This is a genomic window from Paenibacillus sp. IITD108 (genome assembly GCF_036541265.1).
Classification (GTDB): Bacteria; Bacillota; Bacilli; order Paenibacillales; family Paenibacillaceae; genus Pristimantibacillus.
The window spans coordinates 182,601-202,731 of sequence record NZ_JAZHCT010000003.1; the positions used below are offsets into that span (position 1 = coordinate 182,601).

Consider the following 20,131-nt stretch of genomic DNA (forward strand, 5'->3'; position numbering starts at 1 on the left):
TAATCATATATAAACCCTAAACATACTTTAAAAACTTTTTTTTCATAAGTCTCTACGACGTATAGCCTATTTTTGTACATAAAACCGATACAAAAGTACCGTAAATTCTGCGCGGCTTGCCCGTTTATCCGGTTTAAATACATTAGCTTCAACGCCTGTAAGCTTACCACTGGACCTCATGGCATAAATCATCGAGGCATGCCAATCCGTTACAGCGACATCACTGAAGGGTCGCGAATATGGCGTAAGCGGCTTAATTCCTTCCGCTTTGCCGATAATGACTGCCATCTCAGCCCGCGTGATCGGACGGTCCGGCTTAAAGCTGCCGTCAGGGAAGCCATTAATCCAGCCTTGCTGGACCGCTCTTGCAATATATCCATTGGCCCAATGCGTAGATTGGACATCTAAAAATTTGCGGCTTCCTGATTGCCTCGGTACTGGATTATAGGCTTTGACAATCATGGCCACTGCTTCCGCCCGTGTAATAGAACGGTCAGGAGCAAAGCGATAGTTGCCTACGCCGTTAATAATCCCTCTGTCTGCCAGGCTGACAATTTCTTTTCTGGCCCAGTGGCTGCTTATATCGCTAAAGCCCGCCACCAACGGCTCCACCTGCAGCTTAAAGCTGTAATATTGACTGTCAAAAGCCTGGCTTGACACCAGCTTAACATAATATACGCCCGGCTGCATTACTTGTTCGCTCGTTTGCAGCTTGCCGCCGCTTTTTGATTGCGTTGTTTGCAATTTTGTCAATGTTTTATCGTAATGCTCCAAAGTTACAATCGCATTTCCAGGGATATCGGACATCTGCAGCGAGACCGTCCCCGGCTCTGTCAGACGATATTGAAACCAGTCGACATCAGCCTTCGTGTCGAATACGCCAATATATTCAGTGCCGCTCTTAATCGTCAACGCTTGATACGACTTATCATTGGGCTCATTAGGATCGCTATACTGTTTTGTATATTCGATTGCAAGCGTATAGGTGCCTAAGGTTGGGCTTGCTTCTGTAGAAATAGCGTTATGAACGCGAATTAAATACTTGCCCGGCGTAACCGAAATGACCGGGGACTTCTCAGCAGCTCCTTCTCCTTCGGTATCATACGTCATAAGCTGTCCGCCTGCTCTTTGAATCGCAAGCCCCGGATCTATTCGAACCGTATCGGTGCTTAAATTAAGCTGCAGCTTGCCGTTTTCTGTGAATTGGATAGCAAACCAGTCACGATCTGCTTTTTTATGAAAATTGCCTGTAATAACCTGCGATTTAGGCTGCAAATTATATGCTTCATAAGATTTGTCGTTCGGTTCATAAGGATCAGGTGCAGGTAAAAAAGTATTCGTCAGCATGTAAGGAATGCTAGCCGTATTATTAGGGTTTGCAAAAGCGATTTGAAAATATTGCTTTCCTTCAGATACAGAAATCGTTAACGATTTGGAAGCCAGTTTAATATTTTCAGAGCTTTGTACCTTCCCTCCTGCGACATGAGTAATGCGAATAGGCTGAGTGCCTTGCTCTTTAGCAGCCAATGACTCATATTTTAACACAATTTCACCGGCAGCCGGAGCGTCAATATAAAACCAATCCTGATCGCTAGGAGCAGTCAGCTCCGCAACCAGATAGGATTGCAAAGGAAGCCTAGCAGCTTCTGTGCTCCTGTTATTCGGTTCATATGCATCCTTTTTCAATTTTGCTGCTACAGCCTTGTCGATTTGCAAAAGTCCATAACCGGATAACTCATCATGTCCGGCTGGACCGATATCCCTGGCGGTTTGACGAAGCAGTTCACGCACCTCATAGGGCTCTAGCTTTGGATGCTGCGCCCAGACAAGCGCTGCCGCCGCTGCAACCTGCGGCGCTGCAAGCGACGTTCCTTCATCCTTGCGGTAACCTCCGCCAAGACCTGTCGTATATACATTCCAGGGTGCTGCTATATCCAGCTCAGGTCCGCTATTTGTTCTCGAATCAGCCGTATTGTCAGGCTTGACACCGCCGACGGCAAACACGGTTGGATATGCGGCCGGGTATTTGACTGCAACTTTGCTGCCCAGCAGCAAACCATCATTGCCCGCAGCGGCTACGAGCAAAACCCCCTTGCTCTCTGCATACTTTACAATGTCCTCCATATAAGGCGAATAACGATACAAGCCTACGGACAGCACTACGATTTTGGCGCCGCTGCGCACAGCCTGCAATATGCCCTCACCTAAATCCTGCTCCGTCCCGTCGCCATGATGATCAAGCGCTTTAATAGGCATTAGCTTTGCTTTCCACAATATCCCCGAAATTCCAAGGCCATTATTGCCTACTGCTCCAAGTACTCCTGCTACACCTGTCCCGTGCCCGTTATCATCCATAGGCGGTTTTTTAGGTGATAAAATATTGTACCCCTCGACCAGATTGGCCTTCAGATCAGGATGATTCAAGTCAACTCCCGTATCAACGATTGCAATAGTTATATTCGTTTGCTCCCGGGCGGTTTCCCACGCCTTGCGTGCCCCAATTTGTGACAAATAACTTTGCTTGGGCGAAAAAGGATCGTTAGCGGAAAATGCTCCTGCATTTGCTTGCACTGCTGAGAGCGCTGCTGCTTGGGACAGCTGTACCTCGTTCTTAAGCGAAGGCTCGGCGCCTGTTGCAGTCTTCTGATGCGCAGGCTTGCTCTCAGCTTGTTCGAAATCATTAGCTTGTTGTCCTTCCAGCTGTGCTGGCTTGTCACTTGTATTTGACTGAGCTTCCTCCTGCTCTGCTTGCAAAATATGAACACGATAATTCGGATGCACGTAAGCGACGCCTGGCTCTCGCTCCAGGCGCTCCAGCCAATCCGGCACATGGACATGGCTATCGGCAGGACAAATAACCTCTACGGCTGTCTCCGGCTGCCTGCCCAGCACCTTAACGCCATCAAGCGCACGGGCCTGAGCCGCATCCTCCCACTTGAGCAGCCAGCTTTGCGGCTGTGCTTCTTGAACTCCTTCTGCTGCCTCGGCCGCATTATAAGGTGTAGCCGCCTGAGTGACGTTACTCCCAGGCCAGCCCCCGGCAAATAGCATGGCAAAAATGAGGAGCATGAGCACCACGCGGCGTAGCGAAGCGCCAGGCTGCTGAAGCACAGCTCTAATTCCTTTCACTCTGCTCTTAAATAAACAGCACTCTGCAATTAAACGAAAATAAAAATATTTTGCTTTATTCATATGATGTAATCTGCCTTTTGTTTTTAGTAGGTTAATAGATTTACTACTATAAAATAATTCGTTCAAAAAGCGGCAAATACCTTCTTTTTTCCAATAGTTAGCCGACAAGACACCCTATATTTCGCGCCAATGAGTCTTAAGACCTAACTGGAATAACTAGAGCGTTTAGCACTCATATGACAACAAAAAAGCTGAACGCATGAGAAAGAATTTCCTCTCAAGCGTTCAGCTTCTATAAATATGCAAAGCCAAGTTAATCAATCCAATAGCGGCGAAGCTGCTCTGCTGTCGTTGCATCAACAGCGCCTTCTTTTATTTTGTTTTCCTTATTTGCAGGCGGAGCAAGCACCGCTCCAGTTTCTTCCCAGCATTTCTGGCAAATCTCTTCATTCCAGCAATTCATAGCATCCGGACAATTGTAACAATATTGCAATAAACCATAAGTTACTGCAGCTTCAGTCATGTGAATCGCTCCCTCATCTGTTCTATGTCTTTATCATAAAACAAGACGCAACCAAGCGAAGTGATATTTAGCACTTTTAATTGATTATGCCGCTTATATTTTTTCGGGATGCCGCTACATATTTACTCTAAGATCAAAATATATTTGCACGATAGGATCAATAATCGCCATCAATGCCCCAGGGAACAAACCAAGCAGCAAGCTGCCCGCTGCACAGAACCATATAACGATGCCTGTCGTGACTGGAATATGAATACGGCCATCTGCCTGGACACTTTCTCGCCCGCTATGTTTTTCAGCAGCTTGCTGTTCGGTTGCTCCTGCGCTGCGCATAAACATTTGCCGGATGATGCCAAAATACACATAGTAAGATATTACGCTGCTCAGCACCATAATGGCCAATAGCCAATAAGCTTTCACACTGGCTGCTCCTAATAAAATAAACAGCTTTCCAAAAAACCCTCCGGAAACAGGCAAGCCTGCAAGGGATAATATGATTAAAATCATTGCAACGGCAGTCCATGGAGCTCTATAGTACATGCCGGCGAAGCCCCGCAGCTCGTTATGGCCTGCCGCTTCGCTCACTACAGTCAATACAGCGAATGCGCCCACATTCATCAGCATGTAAGCAACCAGATAAAATATGAACTCGTTCAAATTATTGCTATGGACCAGCGAAATGGAGATGCCGATCGGAACGAGCAGAATACCTGCATTGGCAACGCCGGAATAAGCTAACAGCCGTTTCACATTCCATTGTCGCAGCGCGCCGATCGTTCCAACGAGCATCGCAATGGCTGCAATAATAAGTACGATTTTGAATAAATCCTGCTCTGCAGTTGAGGATAACCCATAGCCTGCCCGAAGCAGCACAGCGTACAATATACGCAATGCAAACCCAAGCACAGCCGCTTTCGCTACGACTGACAGAAAAGCAGCTACAGGCGTCGATGCTCCCTGATACACATCCGGTGCCCATGCATGGAACGGAGCGGCAGCAACCTTAATAAAGATCCCTATAAGCATAAACGCAAAGCCCGTATACACGAACGCCTCGTATTGCTGCAGAGCCATTGGCATCGCTTCTTGCATCGCCAGCAGCTCGACAGATCCCGTTACGCCATATAGATAAGACAGGCCGAACAAGATAAAGGCTGAAGCGATGCTGCCTGTTACTACATACTTAAAGGCAGCCTCCGCGGCCAGAGCATGCTTCCTGCGCAATCCGATCAAAACATAGCTCGATATGCCGAGCAGCTCAAGAGCAACATAAAGGGTAATCAGATTGCCGGACGAGACCAGCATCATCGCACCTAGCGCGGCAGGCAGCAGCATATAAAAATACTCGCCCCTAGCTGTAACATATTGCTCCTGCCGATACGATCCGATTCCCAATAGAAGGATTAGCATAACCGCTAGTAAAATAATCAGCTTCATCCACTCGCCGAAATCATCAACCCGGTAGGTCGCGCCGAGCAGCTCGATTGACTGCGCCGTTTCAGAGCTTGAAAAGCGCTTTGAAAGGTCGTAAATGATAACGCCGATAGCAGAACCAAGCCCGGCTAACGCCAACCAGCCTATCATCCTTCTTCCGCTGCGGGAGGGCAATAGCAAATCAACTGCGACTAGTAAAATAAACATGGCGCTGACGATCAGCTCAGGAGCTAGATAATAGAGATCCGACCAGTTCAGCGGTACTGGCAATTGTCCATCTTTCATCTCCTTACCCTCCTGTCCGCAGCGCTAATAGATGCTGTATATAAGCTGTAGCGCTAAAATCAAGCTTATCCGTCAATACGGAGGGATAGCAGCCAAGCAATACAATGAATGAAAGCAGTATTATCATCGTCAGCGCTTCAATGAGCCGCACATCCTTTTTGGCGGCAAGCCACTCTGGCTGCTTGCCGTAAGTGATGCGGAGAACACTGCGCATCACGTAGACAGCCGTGAGAACCAAGCCTGCAGCGCCGATTATAGCTACCGGCTTCATGCTCTCCATGACGCCAAGCAAAGCCAGCAGCTCGCCTATAAAGCCCGACAAGCCCGGTATGCCTGCCAAGGCAAGACCGGCCACCAGCAGCATGCCGCTCATGAATGGCATGCTGCGCGCGAGCCCACCCAGCTTGCTCAGCTCCGTCGTTTCCGTACGCTCATACAACGTGCCTACAATGAGAAACAGCAGGGCGGAAATAAGCCCGTGCGATACCATTTGCACAATGGCTCCCTGCATGCCAATCTCGTTCATAGCAGCGATGCCAAGCAGCACGATTCCCATATGGCTGACCGATGAATAGGCTAGAACCAGCTTGAAATCCTGCTGCCTAAAGGCAAGCCATGCGCCATACAGCAAATTGACAAGACCGAGAATAGCAAGTGTCAGCGCACCGGCCTTTGCCTGCTCGGGGAACAATAATACGCCATAGCGGAGCAAGCCGTAGGCGCCCATTTTGAGCAAAATAGCCGAATGGATCATAACAACGGGATGCGGCGCTTCTTTATGCACCTTCAGCATCCAGGTGTGGAATGGGAAAACAGGCAGCTTAATAGCGAAAGCAATAAGCAGCAGCGTAAACATCGTCCATTTCATGCCATCGGTCAAGTAAAAGGGATTGATTCCGCCTGCCTGAACAGGCGACATATTTGCCCAGGCTGCCGGATCAGACAGCTGCTGTATAATCGTGCTGTAGCTGCCGCTGTATACCATGTGAAGCACACCGTTTGCATCCTCTATGCGAAAACCGGCCGTGTTCACTAAAATAACAAAAGCAACCAGCATTACAGCAGAGCCTATGCCGTTATAAATTAAAAACTGGTTGGCAGCTTTCTCGCGATTGAAGAAGCCCCAAATGCCAATTAAAAAGTAAGCGGCGACCAACGTAATTTCAAAAAAGATAAAAAATAAAAATAAATCCTGCGCCATAAACACACCAAGCATGGCGAATTCCAATATAAAAAACCAAGCATAAAAGGCTTTACGGCGCTTTTTGATCTGTACCGCAGCCAGTCCTGCCATCGCGGTAACTATTGTTGTCAGAAGAAGCAGCGACAGCGACATGCCATCGATGCCAACCGCATACTGGAATGAAAATTCAGCTTCGCCAACTTCCGAGAGCACCTCTGTATTGAGTGGAACAGACACCCAATCGACCTGCTCTCTATAATCAAAATGGCCCTGTACTTTATCATAATCCACATAAAGCCATATCGATAAAGCCAGCGGCAGCATAGCAGCAGCTACAGCGCCTATGCGCAGCCATTTCGTGCTTCGGCTGGGAATAGCAAGCACAACGATAAGTCCCAGCAAGGGCAGTAGCAACAAAATCGATAATACCGGAAATTGCTGAAGCTCCATTACGACAACAGCCCCTTTCCGATCATAATTACAGCAATAATTATTGCGCCGATCAAGCCTGTCAGAACATAAGCCTGAACCTGCCCTCTTTGCAGGGCTGAAATCCATCTGGCAGCTGCATGAGCGAAAGAGCCAAACAGCTGCACAATTCCGCCAATGATGCCTTTATCAAAAAGCAGGAGGGCATTGCCTACGCCGCGATACGGTTTCACGATCACATATTGATAAAATTCATTTATATACAGCCCGTTTTCTAAAACGCGGCCAAACGGAGAAGTCGGCGCTGTTTTTTTGCCGCCATACATTTTGATGCCTAAATATATCCCTGCCAACCCTGCTAATATAGAGCTTAGAAAAGCGATATACGGGAATGCCCCTCCCCCATGAGCAGCTGCTGAATCGCCCAAACTCAGCCATTCCCCTAACCAGCCCTTCCAAGGCGTCTCAACAAAACCAATAGCCAGCGTTATAGCAGCCAGCACAACCAAAGGAATCGTCATTGCACCTGAAGGCTTGGCCGGATCGTCATTCCGTAGGCCTGCCGCTTCCTCGCCCATAAACACCATTACAAATAATCGGGTCATATAAAGCGCTGTTAGCATAGCTGCGATAACGCCTGCAAAAAACAACAGCGGCTCTCTCTGCCAAGCTTCCGCCATAATAGCATCCTTCGACCAAAAGCCTGAAAATGGCGGAATGCCTGACAGAGCCAGCGCTCCTGCAGCAAAAGTCCAGGCTGTCAGCCGCATTTTACGCCCAAGTCCGCCCATCTCAAAAATATTACCAGTGCCGGCATATTGAATAATGCAGCCCGCTCCTAAAAATAACAATGCCTTGAAAAAGGCATGTGTGAGCAAATGAAACACGCCGCTTGTAAGCGCGCCTAGACCCAGCGCCATCATCATAAGTCCAAGCTGGCTAATCGTAGAGTAAGCCAAAATTCGCTTCAAGTCCTTCTGGCCAAGCGCGACTGCGGCTGCGAAGAGCATCGTAAAGCCGCCAACATAAGCAACCGTCTGCATTGCGATAGCCGAAGCCTCGAATATATCAAACGTTCTTGCTACTAAAAAGACGCCTGCCGCAACCATAGTGGCAGCATGAATCAATGCGCTTATCGGCGTTGGCCCTTCCATTGCATCCGGCAGCCAAATATGAAGCGGAAACTGGCCTGATTTGCCGATCGCGCCCAAAAAAATCAATAGTGCCGCAGCCGTTGCCACACTCGTCGTAATCGTGCCCGTCTGCCCTTCAAACACGCTTTGCAGCATCGTAAAGCTGAGCGAGTGGTCCGGCATATACCAGAACAGCAGCAAGATCGCGAGCAGCAGCCCGACATCGCCAACTCTAGTTACAATAAACGCTTTTTTTGCTGCAGCCTTGGCAGCCGGTCGGGCAAACCAAAAGCCAATAAGCAAAAATGAGCTTACGCCGACAATTTCCCAGAAAATATAAAGTGTCAGCAGATTATCAGACAATACAAGGCCGAGCATTGCAAAAACGAATAGCGACAAATAACTGTAAAACACCGTTATGCGCTCGTCACGCTTCATATAGGCTGCAGAATATATATGTACCAGCAGACTTACCAAAGATACCATGACCAGCATCAAAGCTATAAAATTCGTTACTTCAAAACCGATTCGCAGCGAATACTGCCCCACTGACAGCCAGCTGATATCATAGCTGTATTCAGTCGCGTTTGGCTTAAGGCGCTCAACTAGCACTAGCAAGGATAATAGAAAAGAAAGCAAGGATGCCGTTGTTCCGACGAGCACCCCCGCCGCTCTATTATTTTTGCCGAGCGCCATCAAGGCTAGAAAAGCTACGAGTGGAAACAGCGGAATTAGCCAAGCTGATTGGGAGTATGTTTCTGTCATCCGCTTTACCTCCTCATCGCATTGAATTCATCAACCTGTACGGTTCCTCGCGCCCGAAACAGCGCAATTACGATAGCGATAGCAACTGCGGCTTCCGCCGCACCGATTGTTATAGTGAACAAGGAATAAATATGTCCCGTTAAGGAGGGGACAACCCCATACTTGGAAAAGGCGATTAAATTAAGATTAGCCGCGCCCAGCATAAGCTCAATGGACAGCAACACGATTATTGCGTTGCGCCGTACCAGGGCACCATATAAGCCGATACAAAATAATATGGCAGCAAGCGTCAAATAGGAGGATAGCATTTACTCATCCGCCTCCTTCTTGGCAATTGCAATGGCACCGATAAAAGCAACTGTAAGCAAAACAGACAGCAGCTCGAACGGAATAACATAACCGGTATAAATCAGCTGCCCGATGGAGAAGGTCTGATCTCCTTCATAATGGGCCACAGCAGGCTCAGGCAGCTCTGTCGTGCGTATCACAAAAAACAATAGGCCAAACAAGCATAGCGCGCCAACTGCGCATAATACCTCGTATAGCACCTTGGGCTGTATTTCGCTGTCCTGCTTGTGATTGGTCATCATCATTCCAAATATCATCAGAATGGATATAGCTCCTACATAAATAAGCACCTGTACAAACGCCACAAACTCAGCATCCAGCAATATAAATATGCCTGCCAGCCCGATAAAAGCAGCCGACATGGAAAGCACCATATGAACAACCTTATTTAAGCTGAGCATAAGCACTGCGCCGCCTATTGTCATGACCGAAAAGAGAAAAAATACGAACAGCTCTCCCGTATTGGCTATATTAAACAATTATTTGGCGCCTCCTTTGCTAGGCGCGCCAATATTATTGTTATCCTGGCGCACTAGCGTATTGTTGTCAGACAGCCACTGCGCATCCTTGTACAGCTCATCACGGCTGTATGCAGCCAGCTCAAAGTGGTTCGTCATAACAATAGCTTCAGTCGGACATACCTCGGTGCATAAATCGCATAAAATACAAATTTCAAAATTAATATCAAATGTGTCAATAACTTTGCCCCGTTTCTCCGGGTCAGGGTTAGCCTTGCCTGTCAGCGTAATGCAATCGGTAGGGCAAATGCGCGCACACTGATTGCATACGATGCACAGCTCGGGTATAAAATGCTGAATACCGCGAAAGCGGTCCGGCATTTCAAAAGGTACATCGGGATAGGACGTCGTAACTTTTGATGAGGTCATAGATTTGAACGTAACGCCAAGCCCCTTCATCCACCCATTCATTGTCTCTCCTCCTTTATCCCTATTTCACCCATAACTCCATATAAACAGCCGTTACCAGTACATTTAGCAGCGCAAGCGGCAGCAGCACCTTCCATGCCAGGCTCATCAATTGATCGACCCGGACACGCGGGAACGTAGCCCGTATCCAAAACAATGAGAAGACGATAAAGAGAAACTTCAAAAGAAACCATAGAATAGGCGGGATAAATGTTAAAAACGGCGCAGGAGCATGCCAGCCTCCAAGGAAAAGCACCGTAGTCAGCGCTGCTATCGCGTACACATAGACATACTCGGCGAGCATAAAGAATGCAAAGCGAAAGCCGCTGTATTCGACATGATAGCCTGCTACAAGCTCCGATTCCGCTTCAGGCAAATCAAATGGCGTACGATTGAGCTCAGACAGCGCAGCTATAAAAAATACGCAAAAGCCGATAATCTGGGGCAGCAAATGCCAATTCCAAAACCAGCCCCCGCCCTGCGCTGCAACGATTTCTCTCAGATTCAAGCTGCCGCTCAGCATGATGACGCCTGTAACAGATATGACAAGCGGCACTTCATAGCTTATCATTTGAGCGGCGGACCGCATGCCGCCTAGCAGCGCATATTTATTATTGGAAGCCCAGCCGCCTATAATCATAGACAGTGTCGTAATTCCCGACAACGCTACATAATACAGCAAGCCTACATTCAAATCTGCAAAATACAGGTTTTGTGTATAGGGAATCACAGCCAGTACGGAGAACGCGGGAATATAAGCAAGAGCAGGCGCCAATATAAAAAGCAGCCGATCTGCCTTCCTCGGAATAACATCCTCCTTCATCAGCAGCTTGGCTATATCAGCGACCGTTTGCAATAGCCCAAGCGGTCCTACCCGGCTCGGCCCCTTACGCAGCTGCATCCAGCCGATTACTTTTCTCTCGAAATAAATAGCGTATGTAACGAAGCCTAACACAAGTAACAGAAATACGACAACCCATAAAAAAATAATAGCTGCATTGCCCCAAGTCATCGCTTCGTCCAGCAGATCTCCCATTAGCAGTCGACCTCCCCAACCACGATATCAATGCCTCCGAGAATCGTAATAAGATTAGTCATCGTCTCGCCAATAAGCAGCTTGGGCAGCAGCTGCAAATTAATAAAGGACGGCCTTCTGAACTTCAAGCGGTACGGCTCTGCCTTGCCCTTCGATACAATATGGCAGCCAATTTCGCCGCGCGGGGACTCTATGCGCACATACGCTTCCCCTTCCGGCGGCCTTATAACACGCGGAACTTTTCCCATCGTTGGCCCATCCTCAGGAAACTGCTCCAATGCCTGCCGCAATATGCGCAGGCTTTGCTTGATTTCTTCGAGCCGTATGCGGTAACGGTCGTAGCAATCTCCATTGCGGCCAAGCGGAACGTCAAACTCAAACCGATCATACAAGCAGTAAGGCTCAGCCTTGCGCAAATCCCAATCTACGCCCGTGCATCTTAGGTTTGCGCCCGACAGCCCGTAATCAATCGCTGTTGCGGCGTCATATTGGCCGATTCCTTTAATTCGCGCCAGAAATACCTCATTGCCGCTAACAAGCCGGTCATATTCGTCCAGCTTTTTCTCCATATATGGAACAAAATCGCGCACCTTGTCAATCCAGCCGGGCGGAGCATCCCACTTCACGCCGCCAACTCTCATGTAATTATAAGTAAGCCTGGAGCCGCACAGCTCATTGAACATATTGATGATCATTTCTCTATCGCGAAAAGCATATAGAAACGGACTCATCGCTCCCATATCAAGCAAATAAGTGCCCCACCATACCAAATGGCTGGCGACCCGCTGCAGCTCCATTACGATAAGCCGCATAAATTCAGCGCGCAATGGAATCTCCAGCCCCATCATCGTTTCTACGGTATGAACCAGAACATAGTTATTCGTCATGGCTGATACATAATCCATGCGATCTGTATAAGGAATAATTTGTGTATAATTCAAGCTTTCTGCAATCTTTTCTGTCCCTCTATGCAAATACCCCATAACAGGCGTCGCCTCTGTGATGACCTCTCCGTCAAGCTTGACGATTATTCGAAATACGCCATGTGTGCTGGGATGCTGCGGACCGACATTAAGCAACAGCTCTTCCGTCCGTATCACAGGCTGCTACACCTCCGAATCAAGCGGCTTATAATCTTTGCGAAGCGGATAACCAACCCAATCATCAGGCATCATAATTCGGCGCAAATCTGGATGCTCTCTAAATTGTATGCCGAGCAAATCATATATTTCCCTTTCGTTCCAATTAGCTGCTGACCAAACAGCGGATACAGATGGAAGGCTGGGCTCCTCCCGTGATACGGACACTTTAATCGCAAGCGTCTGTCCAGACTGCATCGACAACAAATGATAGACAGCCTCCATATGCTCTTCGTAATCCACACCGGATATATTGCGAAGATAATGATATCCGAGCGCATCATGATGCTTTAGAAGCCTGGCAGCATCCAGCCAGCTGTCTGCCGCGAGCTCCAGCGTGGGCATCTGACCGCTCAGCTCATTCAAATAAGCAGCTTTGACAGCCCCTGCCGGCAAAGCCTCGGACAATAAATCAGATACTTTGCTCAGCTCTTCCTGCTCCCTCATTATCCGGTCACCTTCTTCCCCGGCCGCGACTCTATACGAATTTTCTCTTGCAGCTTGTTTATTCCGTATATTAATGCAACCGGGCTTGGCGGGCAGCCGGGAATATACACATCCACCGGCACAATCTGATCAACGCCTTTAATGACCGCATAGGAATGGACATACGGACCGCCTGCAGTTGCGCAAGAGCCCATAGCGATAACCCACTTCGGCTCTGGCATCTGATCGTACAAGCGGCGCAGCAGCGGCCCCATCTTTTTCGTTACAGTACCAGATACAATCATTACATCGGATTGCCTAGGGGAGGTTCGGAACATAACGCCGAATCGGTCCAGATCGTAATGTGAAGCTCCTGTACCCATCATTTCAATCGCACAGCAGGCCAGTCCAAAAGTTAGCGGCCATAACGAATTGCTTCTTGCCCACCCCTTCAGCTGCTCCAGCGTTCCCCAAAAAACATTTCGCTCCAGCTCCCGGCGATCCTCTAATGAAATAGACTCCAGATTCAATTCCATTTCAGCACCTTCTTCTTCCAGGCATATAGAAGCCCTATTAACAGCATCCCTGCAAAAATGATCATTTCGAACAGCACAAAAAGACCGAGCTTCTGATATGCTACGGCCCAAGGATATAAGAAAACGGTTTCGACCTCAAAGATGACAAACATAAGCGCGAACAAATAATAACGGATGTTGAATCGAACCTGGCCTTCGCCTACCGGCTCATTGCCGCTTTCGTACGTAGTCTGCTTCGATTGCGTAGGACGATGCGGTCTAAGCAAGCGGCCTGCGGTAAGTGCAACTACAGGAAGCAATATTCCCATTACGATAAAAACTGCGACGACGATGTAATTGTTCATGTAGGTGTCCATACAATCGCCTCCGTCATATGATTTGCCGCGGAGCGAATCCGCGCATGCAATTTACCCCACAATTATAACAAAACCTTCCACCTTCGTCTATGATGCCTGTTATCCTCTGCCTTTCGATTATCATTCACTCCTCCAGCTTCTGCGCCAATTTCTCTCCTCCTCCATTACTATCATACTGATGCTTTCTATGGAACATGACAGCTATTGCAAACAAGAGAAGCGGTATAACAATTCCTTGCAGAATACTATAAGGCCCCCATATATTGAGGGAAAAGTGTTTGGCATGTCCAATATTGCGGTAAAGCGTCATCGAGAGCGGTATTATAACGGCGATATATGGCAAAATAATAGGTCTGTAATTGCTAAGCTTAAACAGCTTGGAGGTTAACAAGCATAACACATATACGCATACGACCAGCTTCATAAAGGATGAGCCAATCCATACTAGCGCTACCAGCACCTCTACCCTGACTACAATTTCTTCAATATTAATATTTTTGGCCATATCAAATATGGCGAACTGACTGCGGCTTGTTTCAAAAATGCCAAGCACCCCTTGCAGAAGCAGCACAAGGATGATCCCCGTTACAGCAATCGCTATGACAGACCAAACCATACTCTTTTTTAGCTTAGGCCGGTCTTCCTCCTTCACCATTGGCAGCAATAAAGTCATAAAAACATATTCTGCAACAGGAAATCCCATCAAGACTTTCATACCTCTAAGAATCGGTATCCAGCCCTCATACAATAGCGGCTCAAAACGATGTATATTAAATTGGTTGTATAACGCAAGGACCACGACAATAATAACTGCAATGGTCCAAAAATAAATGATCTCACCTAATCTGGCGATTGTTTCTATGCCTAGAAACACGCCATACAGCACTACAAGCATAAACGTTACATTGATAAACAAAGGAGGCGTAATCGGCAGTACAGACAAATTAAGAAATTCCGAGATATTATTTAAGACTAAGGAGCTTAGCATAAGAAAATAAAAGACAAACAAAGCCGTAATCAGCTTGCCGCCAAACCAGCCTAATAATTTTTCAGAATACTGGGCAATTGAAAGATTCGGAAAACGCTCGGATAAATAGATGTAAAGCAAGGGTACCAAAATTTGCAAAGGAATAACAAGCAGCATCGTAATCCACGCATCCTGCTTCGCAACGATTGTGACCATAGTGGGAACGATAAGCACAGCACTTCCAATGGAATACAAATATAACAGCTTGGCTAGCTGGCTGGCTGATATTTTTGTGTTATTTATATCTGTTAATTGACTCATTATGTAACACCTTCAATCTAAAAAGTCATTAGTTTAACGAGCGGCGTAATCGCTATTTCTATCCAGCTAATAGGATTGGGCACCGTCAACTTCAACCGCATTCCCACATACAAATAAGTAGCGATTGCTAAAAGCAGCAGAGAGAAAGTCAATTCCTTATACTGCTTCTTCTTGGATAAAAAAGAAATATAGAAGATGCTGATTATAATAGTCAGCACTATTGCGATTATGCAGCTCGTCATCAGCAGTCACTCCAATACGGCATCATCTCTTACACCGGCGCCCTTAATAATCGTTTTGCACACAATTTCATATTCTATATTGGAAAACAGATTTGGCCACTCTTGATTAATTTTTTTCCAAAGGCTAGGACGTTCTCTGTATATAAGCGTTCCCCAACCAAGCACGTCAGACTTTAATCGTTTTTGCAAGGTCCGGACAGTGGCTTCAATCTCCTCTTCTATAGCCTTGCTGGTCTGGTCGCTTATCTGCTTCAGTACGGCTTCATCTGTAACGGATAGAGACGAGCACATTACTTCTCGTATGCTGGCCATTATATCTATCCTTACTTTAATGACTGGCATGCCTTTATCATCAATTTTGCTTTTCACAGCCGATATCGATTTTTGAATTTCAACCATCAGATTTCTCTTTTCGTTCGGGCATTGCAGCTTGACAACTGTACTTACAATTTTATTTTTCAACCAGCCGTAGCCCCTTGATTCTGTTGGAGTCAAATAACCTGCCAGCTTCCCCTTTCTGAACACAGCCATCGAAGCAACAGTCGGATAGGACTCTGGCTGAATGGGCGTTATATTATCTTCTTTACTTTTGTTCTCATTGTTCCCTATGATTCTAATGGCCGGAACAGCTACCTGCTCCTTGCCCATACCCGCTACACGAATAATGTCCTGTACGGTAACATGATGATTGCTCCCATAGGAAAACTCATTGACTAAAATGGATTGATACAGCTGATTTGCAGGGATTGACTCTAATTGCATCGTCATATCCAGCAGGTCTTTGGCTGAGGCGCTTTGAATGATTGCAACGGATATATCTCCTCGTATATCCGGATTGCGTTCAATCAGATCCAGCAGCGGATATATGCCTTTCTTTGCAATGCCTTCACTAATAATAAGCATCTGGGTGTGAGAGAAAAATAAACGTCTCGACGTTTTGCTCGACATTTTCCGGATGGCTTCAAATAAAGTATCCCCGGTTTCTGTAAATATGGTGACTGGAGGCCCGCTAGAAACAACTTTTGTATCAGCCGATGCGTTCTGCGTTAATACTACCTGGGCGGTAACCTGCAGCAGATGCTGCCCAGACGGATCTTCATCGATTCCAAGCGCCATGACGACACCGAGCTTGTCCAAATACCGCAAATCCCAGCAGCCGGCAAGCGTCAGCATAGAGCTGATCAGCGCCCCCATCATGAAGACCGCAAGCAGTCTGCTTTTACGTCTGATCATTAGACTGCTCCTCCTCCGGCTGTTGAACCTGCTCTCGCTGCCGGTTATTTCCTGCAAGCAATTGCGGGCGCAGCTTCATTTTCCATAACGGGGCTCTAATTATAGAATCCTTCCAGTCACTTGCTAGAAATGGAGCAAATGGCTTCAAGTAAGGCATGCCGATCGAACGCAAATGACTTAAATGCAGAAGAAGAAGCAGCAGAATGAGACTAATTCCATAAAAGCCGAGTGTAGAAGCAGCCAGCAGCAGCAGAAACCGTAGCAATCTAGCCGCAATCCCTAAGTTATAAGCCGGAGAAACAAAGCTTGTAATTGCTGTGAAAGATACGACAATTACGACTGCCGGCGATACAATACCGGCTTCGACAATGGATTGTCCGATAACCAAACCGCCCACTATGGATACCGTATTGCCTGCGGCTATCGGCATGCGTAGTACAGCCTCGCGCAATATTTCAAATACGAACTCCATTAAAAATGCTTCCAGGTATGCAGGAAACGGAACACCTTCGCGCTGGGCAGCCAGCTTGAGCAGCAAAGGGGTTGGAATCATTTCTTGATGATAGCTGACAATGGCTACATAAATGGATGGCATCAGCAAAGCAAGAAAAAAAGAAATAAAGCGCAGCAAACGTAAAAATGTGGCGATATCAAAGCGCTGGTAATAATCTTCCGCTGCTTGGAAGAAGGAATTTAGTGAAACTGGCATAATTAAGGCAAATGGAGAACCATCGACCATAATGATAATTCTTCCCTCTAGCAGCATCCCTGCAATTACATCCGGCCGCTCATTGTTAATAATCGTAGGAAACAAGGTCCACTTCTGATCCGTAATTAATTCTTCTATATAGTTTGTTTCCAGCACGCCGTCTATATCAATTGCTTCCAGCCGTTCTCGCAATGTTTGCATCACTTTTTCATCTGCAAGTCCTTTGATATAAACCATGCTGACAGGCGTTTGGCTCAGCTTGCCGATTGTCCACATCTCAGACCAAAGCTTTGGGCTGCGCAATTTTTTTCTTATTAGAGCCATATTCGTATAAAGGGATTCCGTAAAGCCTTCCTTCGGGCCTCGAATCGTCATTTCAGTTTTAGGCTCTTCTATGCCTCTACCTTCGCCTCCGGGTACCTTTGCGAATAAAGCAGTGTCAAAGCCGTTAATAAAGACCATGCAGCCGCATAAAAATAAATAACGATAAAAAATACCCCAATCGCTGATTAGCTCGACTGAGCTAATCGCAACCAAGCGGTTTCGCAGCAAATCTGGCGTAATTTTTTCACTATTATCCTCATTAGCGTAAATTTGCAACGGCTCGACGATAAATTTATTTATACTTTCATCGCTTACTATGCCGTCGATATAAACGATAAGGAACTCGTTCTGTGCAGCGTCATTTAATATAAGCTTCCGTATCGATACGTCACGGCTGTCGCCCAAATCCTGTTTTATTTTTTCTTGGTTTTTAGTAATAGAATCGAATAAAGGAACACCTGCATACTCTTGCTCCTGCTCTTGCTCATGCTTTGCAATAAGCGGCATTTGCTTTTTTCTGCGAAGCGTTTTACGCCCAGATTGTAGTTTGCTGCCCATGAACAATGCTCCCTTCTGTACAAGAATACTCTCTTAGCATTGCTTATTGATGGCAATTTTATGTACTGACTCTTAACATAGTGAACGCAGACTCAATTTAAATAGCAAATAGAACGAAGATAAACGTCTCCGCCGTCTTTGGAAAGGCGCGTTTACCGATGAATGATAAGAACAAGTTTATAGAAAAACTTATAAATTCTTATCATTAAAAAAAACGACCCGTCCCCCTAAAGGGAACTGGTCGTTTCTCTTTCCTAGACTATATTATAAACTTAGTGTTTCTTTACTTTTAGACGGTTCATAGCACGTTGCAGCGCGAGCTCAGCGCGACGGAAATCGATCTCGTCACGGCGTGCTACAGAAAGTCTCTGTTCTGCACGCTGCTTTGCAGCTTCTGCACGCTCAGTATTGATATCCACTGAAAGTTCAGCACTTTCAGCAAGAATAACTACTTTATCTTTGCGAACCTCGATAAAGCCGCCATGAACAGCTACTGTATCCACACTTCCATCACGTTTAATCGTAACTGGAGCAATACGAAGGGGTGTTACAAATGGAATGTGATTAGACATAATGCCTAGTTCACCTTCTGAGCCTGTTACACTAACCATAGTCGCTTGTTCTCCGTATACTTTACGCTCAGGAGTTACAATTTCTACCAAAAAGGTGTTCATGTTGATTCCTCCTGCCCTTCGCTATTAAAGCGTATTGGCTTTCTCCACGGCCTCTTCAATCGCACCTACATAACGGAATGCTTCTTCCGGAAGGTCGTCATGCTTGCCGTCGAGAATTTCTTTAAAGCTGCGTACAGATTCTTGAACAGGTACGTATTTACCTTTCAGACCTGTAAACGGCTCAGCTACGTGGAACGGCTGGGATAGGAATAGCTGGATTTTACGCGCACGGCTAACCGTTAGCTTGTCTTCCTCGCTAAGCTCATCCATACCAAGGATTGCGATAATATCTTGAAGCTCTTTGTAGCGCTGAAGAATTTTCTTAACGCCTTGAGCTACGTTGTAATGCTCCTCGCCTACTACATCCGGGCTAAGAATACGGGATGAGGATGCAAGCGGGTCAACCGCAGGGAAAATACCCATCTCAGAAATCTTACGCTCAAGGTTAGTCGTTGCGTCAAGGTGAGCAAACGTTGTCGCTGGAGCTGGATCCGTATAGTCATCGGCAGGAACATAAATCGCTTGAATCGATGTAACCGAACCTTTTTTAGTGGAAGTAATACGCTCTTGCAGCTGACCCATTTCAGTTGCAAGTGTTGGCTGATAACCAACCGCAGATGGCATACGGCCAAGTAGGGCGGATACTTCAGAACCTGCTTGCGTGAAGCGGAAAATGTTATCTACAAATAGTAGAACGTCTTTACCCTCTTCATCACGGAAATATTCAGCCATTGTAAGTCCTGTCAAAGCAACACGCTGACGTGCGCCTGGAGGCTCATTCATTTGTCCGAATACCATAGCTGTTTTGCTTAGTACGCCAGAGTCCTTCATCTCATGGTACAAGTCGTTACCTTCACGAGTACGCTCACCAACGCCCGCGAAAACGGAAATACCGCCATGCTCTTGGGCAATGTTATTGATAAGCTCCTGGATAGTAACTGTTTTACCTACACCTGCACCACCGAACAGACCGATTTTACCGCCTTTTGCGTATGGCGCAAGAAGGTCGATAACTTTAATGCCTGTCTCCAAAATTTCAGCTTGTGTAGACAAGTCTTCAAATGCTGGAGCACTGCGGTGAATTGGAAGATTTTGCTCAGATGTAACGTCGCCAGCTTCGTCAATTGGCTCGCCAAGTACGTTAAATACACGGCCAAGCGTTGGAGCTCCGACTGGAATTGTAATAGGTGCGCCGGTGTCTGTAACTTCCATGCCACGAACGAGTCCATCAGTCGTGCTCATTGCAACAGCACGAACCAAGTTGTCACCGAGGTGAACAGCAACTTCAAGCGTAAGCTTAATGTCAACTCCGCCTGCTTTTGCTTTCTGCTCGATTTTGACTGCGTTCAAAATTTCCGGCAGGTTGCCGCGTTCGAACTCGATGTCGACGACCGGACCCATGACGGATACAACGCGTCCTTTTTTCATTGTTTTCCCTCCTGGTTCCTTCTT

Annotated in this window: 19 protein-coding genes; all 19 read right to left on the reverse strand. The window is 46.9% G+C overall.

Annotation, left to right across the window (positions count from 1 at the left end):
- Nucleotides 1–66 precede the first annotated feature (66 nt).
- Nucleotides 67–3,192 (reverse strand): S8 family serine peptidase, encoded by a 3,126-nt coding sequence (locus V1L65_RS03890; protein WP_331697753.1) that lies wholly within the window; start codon nt 3,190–3,192, stop codon nt 67–69.
- Between the two features lie 253 nt (nt 3,193–3,445).
- Nucleotides 3,446–3,655, reverse strand: a complete 210-nt coding sequence (locus tag V1L65_RS03895) for a hypothetical protein (protein ID WP_331697755.1) — start codon at nt 3,653–3,655, stop codon at nt 3,446–3,448.
- A 114-nt stretch (nt 3,656–3,769) separates the two neighbouring features.
- The gene (locus V1L65_RS03900) at nt 3,770–5,374 is read right to left on the reverse strand and encodes an NADH-quinone oxidoreductase subunit N (protein ID WP_331697756.1); all 1,605 of its coding nucleotides are present in this window, start codon (nt 5,372–5,374) and stop codon (nt 3,770–3,772) included.
- 4 nt (nt 5,375–5,378) lie between these two features.
- The gene (locus V1L65_RS03905) at nt 5,379–7,007 is read right to left on the reverse strand and encodes a complex I subunit 4 family protein (RefSeq protein WP_331697757.1); all 1,629 of its coding nucleotides are present in this window, start codon (nt 7,005–7,007) and stop codon (nt 5,379–5,381) included.
- Nucleotides 7,007–8,884 (reverse strand): NADH-quinone oxidoreductase subunit L, encoded by a 1,878-nt coding sequence (gene nuoL / locus V1L65_RS03910; RefSeq protein ID WP_331697758.1) that lies wholly within the window; start codon nt 8,882–8,884, stop codon nt 7,007–7,009. The genes V1L65_RS03905 and nuoL overlap by 1 nt, the downstream gene beginning before the upstream one ends.
- A 5-nt stretch (nt 8,885–8,889) precedes the next feature.
- Nucleotides 8,890–9,192: an NADH-quinone oxidoreductase subunit NuoK gene (gene nuoK / locus V1L65_RS03915; RefSeq protein WP_331697759.1), complete on the reverse strand. Its 303-nt coding sequence runs from the start codon at nt 9,190–9,192 to the stop codon at nt 8,890–8,892.
- Entirely contained in the window at nt 9,193–9,711 is a 519-nt protein-coding gene (locus V1L65_RS03920; RefSeq protein ID WP_331697760.1) for an NADH-quinone oxidoreductase subunit J, read from the reverse strand.
- The gene (gene nuoI / locus V1L65_RS03925) at nt 9,712–10,161 is read right to left on the reverse strand and encodes an NADH-quinone oxidoreductase subunit NuoI (protein ID WP_331697761.1); all 450 of its coding nucleotides are present in this window, start codon (nt 10,159–10,161) and stop codon (nt 9,712–9,714) included.
- Between the two features lie 19 nt (nt 10,162–10,180).
- On the reverse strand, nt 10,181–11,194 hold the full coding sequence (gene nuoH, locus V1L65_RS03930) for an NADH-quinone oxidoreductase subunit NuoH (RefSeq protein ID WP_331697762.1): 1,014 nt from the start codon (nt 11,192–11,194) through the stop codon (nt 10,181–10,183).
- Entirely contained in the window at nt 11,194–12,294 is a 1,101-nt protein-coding gene (locus tag V1L65_RS03935; protein ID WP_331697763.1) for an NADH-quinone oxidoreductase subunit D, read from the reverse strand. The genes nuoH and V1L65_RS03935 overlap by 1 nt, the downstream gene beginning before the upstream one ends.
- 6 nt (nt 12,295–12,300) lie before the next feature.
- Nucleotides 12,301–12,780, reverse strand: a complete 480-nt coding sequence (locus tag V1L65_RS03940; protein WP_331697764.1) for an NADH-quinone oxidoreductase subunit C — start codon at nt 12,778–12,780, stop codon at nt 12,301–12,303.
- On the reverse strand, nt 12,780–13,295 hold the full coding sequence (locus V1L65_RS03945) for a NuoB/complex I 20 kDa subunit family protein (protein WP_331697765.1): 516 nt from the start codon (nt 13,293–13,295) through the stop codon (nt 12,780–12,782). The genes V1L65_RS03940 and V1L65_RS03945 overlap by 1 nt, the downstream gene beginning before the upstream one ends.
- Complete coding sequence (locus V1L65_RS03950) at nt 13,286–13,651, reverse strand: NADH-quinone oxidoreductase subunit A (RefSeq protein ID WP_331697766.1); 366 nt, start codon at nt 13,649–13,651, stop codon at nt 13,286–13,288. The genes V1L65_RS03945 and V1L65_RS03950 overlap by 10 nt, the downstream gene beginning before the upstream one ends.
- Nucleotides 13,652–13,775: 124 nt before the next feature.
- A complete protein-coding gene (locus V1L65_RS03955) occupies nt 13,776–14,939 on the reverse strand; it encodes a GerAB/ArcD/ProY family transporter (RefSeq protein ID WP_331697767.1) in 1,164 nt (387 codons plus the stop codon).
- Between the two features lie 17 nt (nt 14,940–14,956).
- The gene (locus V1L65_RS03960; RefSeq protein WP_331697768.1) at nt 14,957–15,181 is read right to left on the reverse strand and encodes a hypothetical protein; all 225 of its coding nucleotides are present in this window, start codon (nt 15,179–15,181) and stop codon (nt 14,957–14,959) included.
- Nucleotides 15,182–15,187: 6 nt separating this feature from the next.
- Complete coding sequence (locus V1L65_RS03965) at nt 15,188–16,414, reverse strand: Ger(x)C family spore germination protein (protein ID WP_331697769.1); 1,227 nt, start codon at nt 16,412–16,414, stop codon at nt 15,188–15,190.
- Nucleotides 16,401–18,005, reverse strand: a complete 1,605-nt coding sequence (locus V1L65_RS03970) for a spore germination protein (RefSeq protein WP_331697770.1) — start codon at nt 18,003–18,005, stop codon at nt 16,401–16,403. Before V1L65_RS03970 ends, V1L65_RS03965 begins: the two co-directional genes overlap by 14 nt.
- 272 nt (nt 18,006–18,277) lie before the next feature.
- Nucleotides 18,278–18,679, reverse strand: coding sequence for a F0F1 ATP synthase subunit epsilon (locus tag V1L65_RS03975; RefSeq protein ID WP_331697771.1), 402 nt, complete (start codon nt 18,677–18,679; stop codon nt 18,278–18,280).
- Between the two features lie 24 nt (nt 18,680–18,703).
- Nucleotides 18,704–20,107 (reverse strand): F0F1 ATP synthase subunit beta, encoded by a 1,404-nt coding sequence (gene atpD / locus V1L65_RS03980; protein WP_331697772.1) that lies wholly within the window; start codon nt 20,105–20,107, stop codon nt 18,704–18,706.
- Nucleotides 20,108–20,131: the final 24 nt, after the last annotated feature.

What these genes read in the sequence shown, in the direction of transcription:
- V1L65_RS03895 (WP_331697755.1), bottom strand. Translation starts at nt 3,655, where the DNA reads ATGACTGAAGCTGCAGTAACTTATGGTTTATTGCAATATTGTTACAAT.
- V1L65_RS03970 (WP_331697770.1), bottom strand. Translation starts at nt 18,005, where the DNA reads ATGGGCAGCAAACTACAATCTGGGCGTAAAACGCTTCGCAGAAAAAAG.
- V1L65_RS03945 (WP_331697765.1), bottom strand. Translation starts at nt 13,295, where the DNA reads ATGGAATTGAATCTGGAGTCTATTTCATTAGAGGATCGCCGGGAGCTG.
- V1L65_RS03890 (WP_331697753.1), bottom strand. Translation starts at nt 3,192, where the DNA reads ATGAATAAAGCAAAATATTTTTATTTTCGTTTAATTGCAGAGTGCTGT.
- nuoK (WP_331697759.1), bottom strand. Translation starts at nt 9,192, where the DNA reads ATGCTATCCTCCTATTTGACGCTTGCTGCCATATTATTTTGTATCGGC.
- V1L65_RS03975 (WP_331697771.1), bottom strand. Translation starts at nt 18,679, where the DNA reads ATGAACACCTTTTTGGTAGAAATTGTAACTCCTGAGCGTAAAGTATAC.
- V1L65_RS03965 (WP_331697769.1), bottom strand. Translation starts at nt 16,414, where the DNA reads ATGATCAGACGTAAAAGCAGACTGCTTGCGGTCTTCATGATGGGGGCG.
- V1L65_RS03960 (WP_331697768.1), bottom strand. Translation starts at nt 15,181, where the DNA reads ATGACGAGCTGCATAATCGCAATAGTGCTGACTATTATAATCAGCATC.
- V1L65_RS03905 (WP_331697757.1), bottom strand. Translation starts at nt 7,007, where the DNA reads ATGGAGCTTCAGCAATTTCCGGTATTATCGATTTTGTTGCTACTGCCC.
- nuoL (WP_331697758.1), bottom strand. Translation starts at nt 8,884, where the DNA reads ATGACAGAAACATACTCCCAATCAGCTTGGCTAATTCCGCTGTTTCCA.
- V1L65_RS03950 (WP_331697766.1), bottom strand. Translation starts at nt 13,651, where the DNA reads ATGGACACCTACATGAACAATTACATCGTCGTCGCAGTTTTTATCGTA.
- V1L65_RS03955 (WP_331697767.1), bottom strand. Translation starts at nt 14,939, where the DNA reads ATGAGTCAATTAACAGATATAAATAACACAAAAATATCAGCCAGCCAG.
- V1L65_RS03900 (WP_331697756.1), bottom strand. Translation starts at nt 5,374, where the DNA reads ATGAAAGATGGACAATTGCCAGTACCGCTGAACTGGTCGGATCTCTAT.
- V1L65_RS03940 (WP_331697764.1), bottom strand. Translation starts at nt 12,780, where the DNA reads ATGAGGGAGCAGGAAGAGCTGAGCAAAGTATCTGATTTATTGTCCGAG.
- atpD (WP_331697772.1), bottom strand. Translation starts at nt 20,107, where the DNA reads ATGAAAAAAGGACGCGTTGTATCCGTCATGGGTCCGGTCGTCGACATC.
- nuoI (WP_331697761.1), bottom strand. Translation starts at nt 10,161, where the DNA reads ATGAATGGGTGGATGAAGGGGCTTGGCGTTACGTTCAAATCTATGACC.
- nuoH (WP_331697762.1), bottom strand. Translation starts at nt 11,194, where the DNA reads ATGGGAGATCTGCTGGACGAAGCGATGACTTGGGGCAATGCAGCTATT.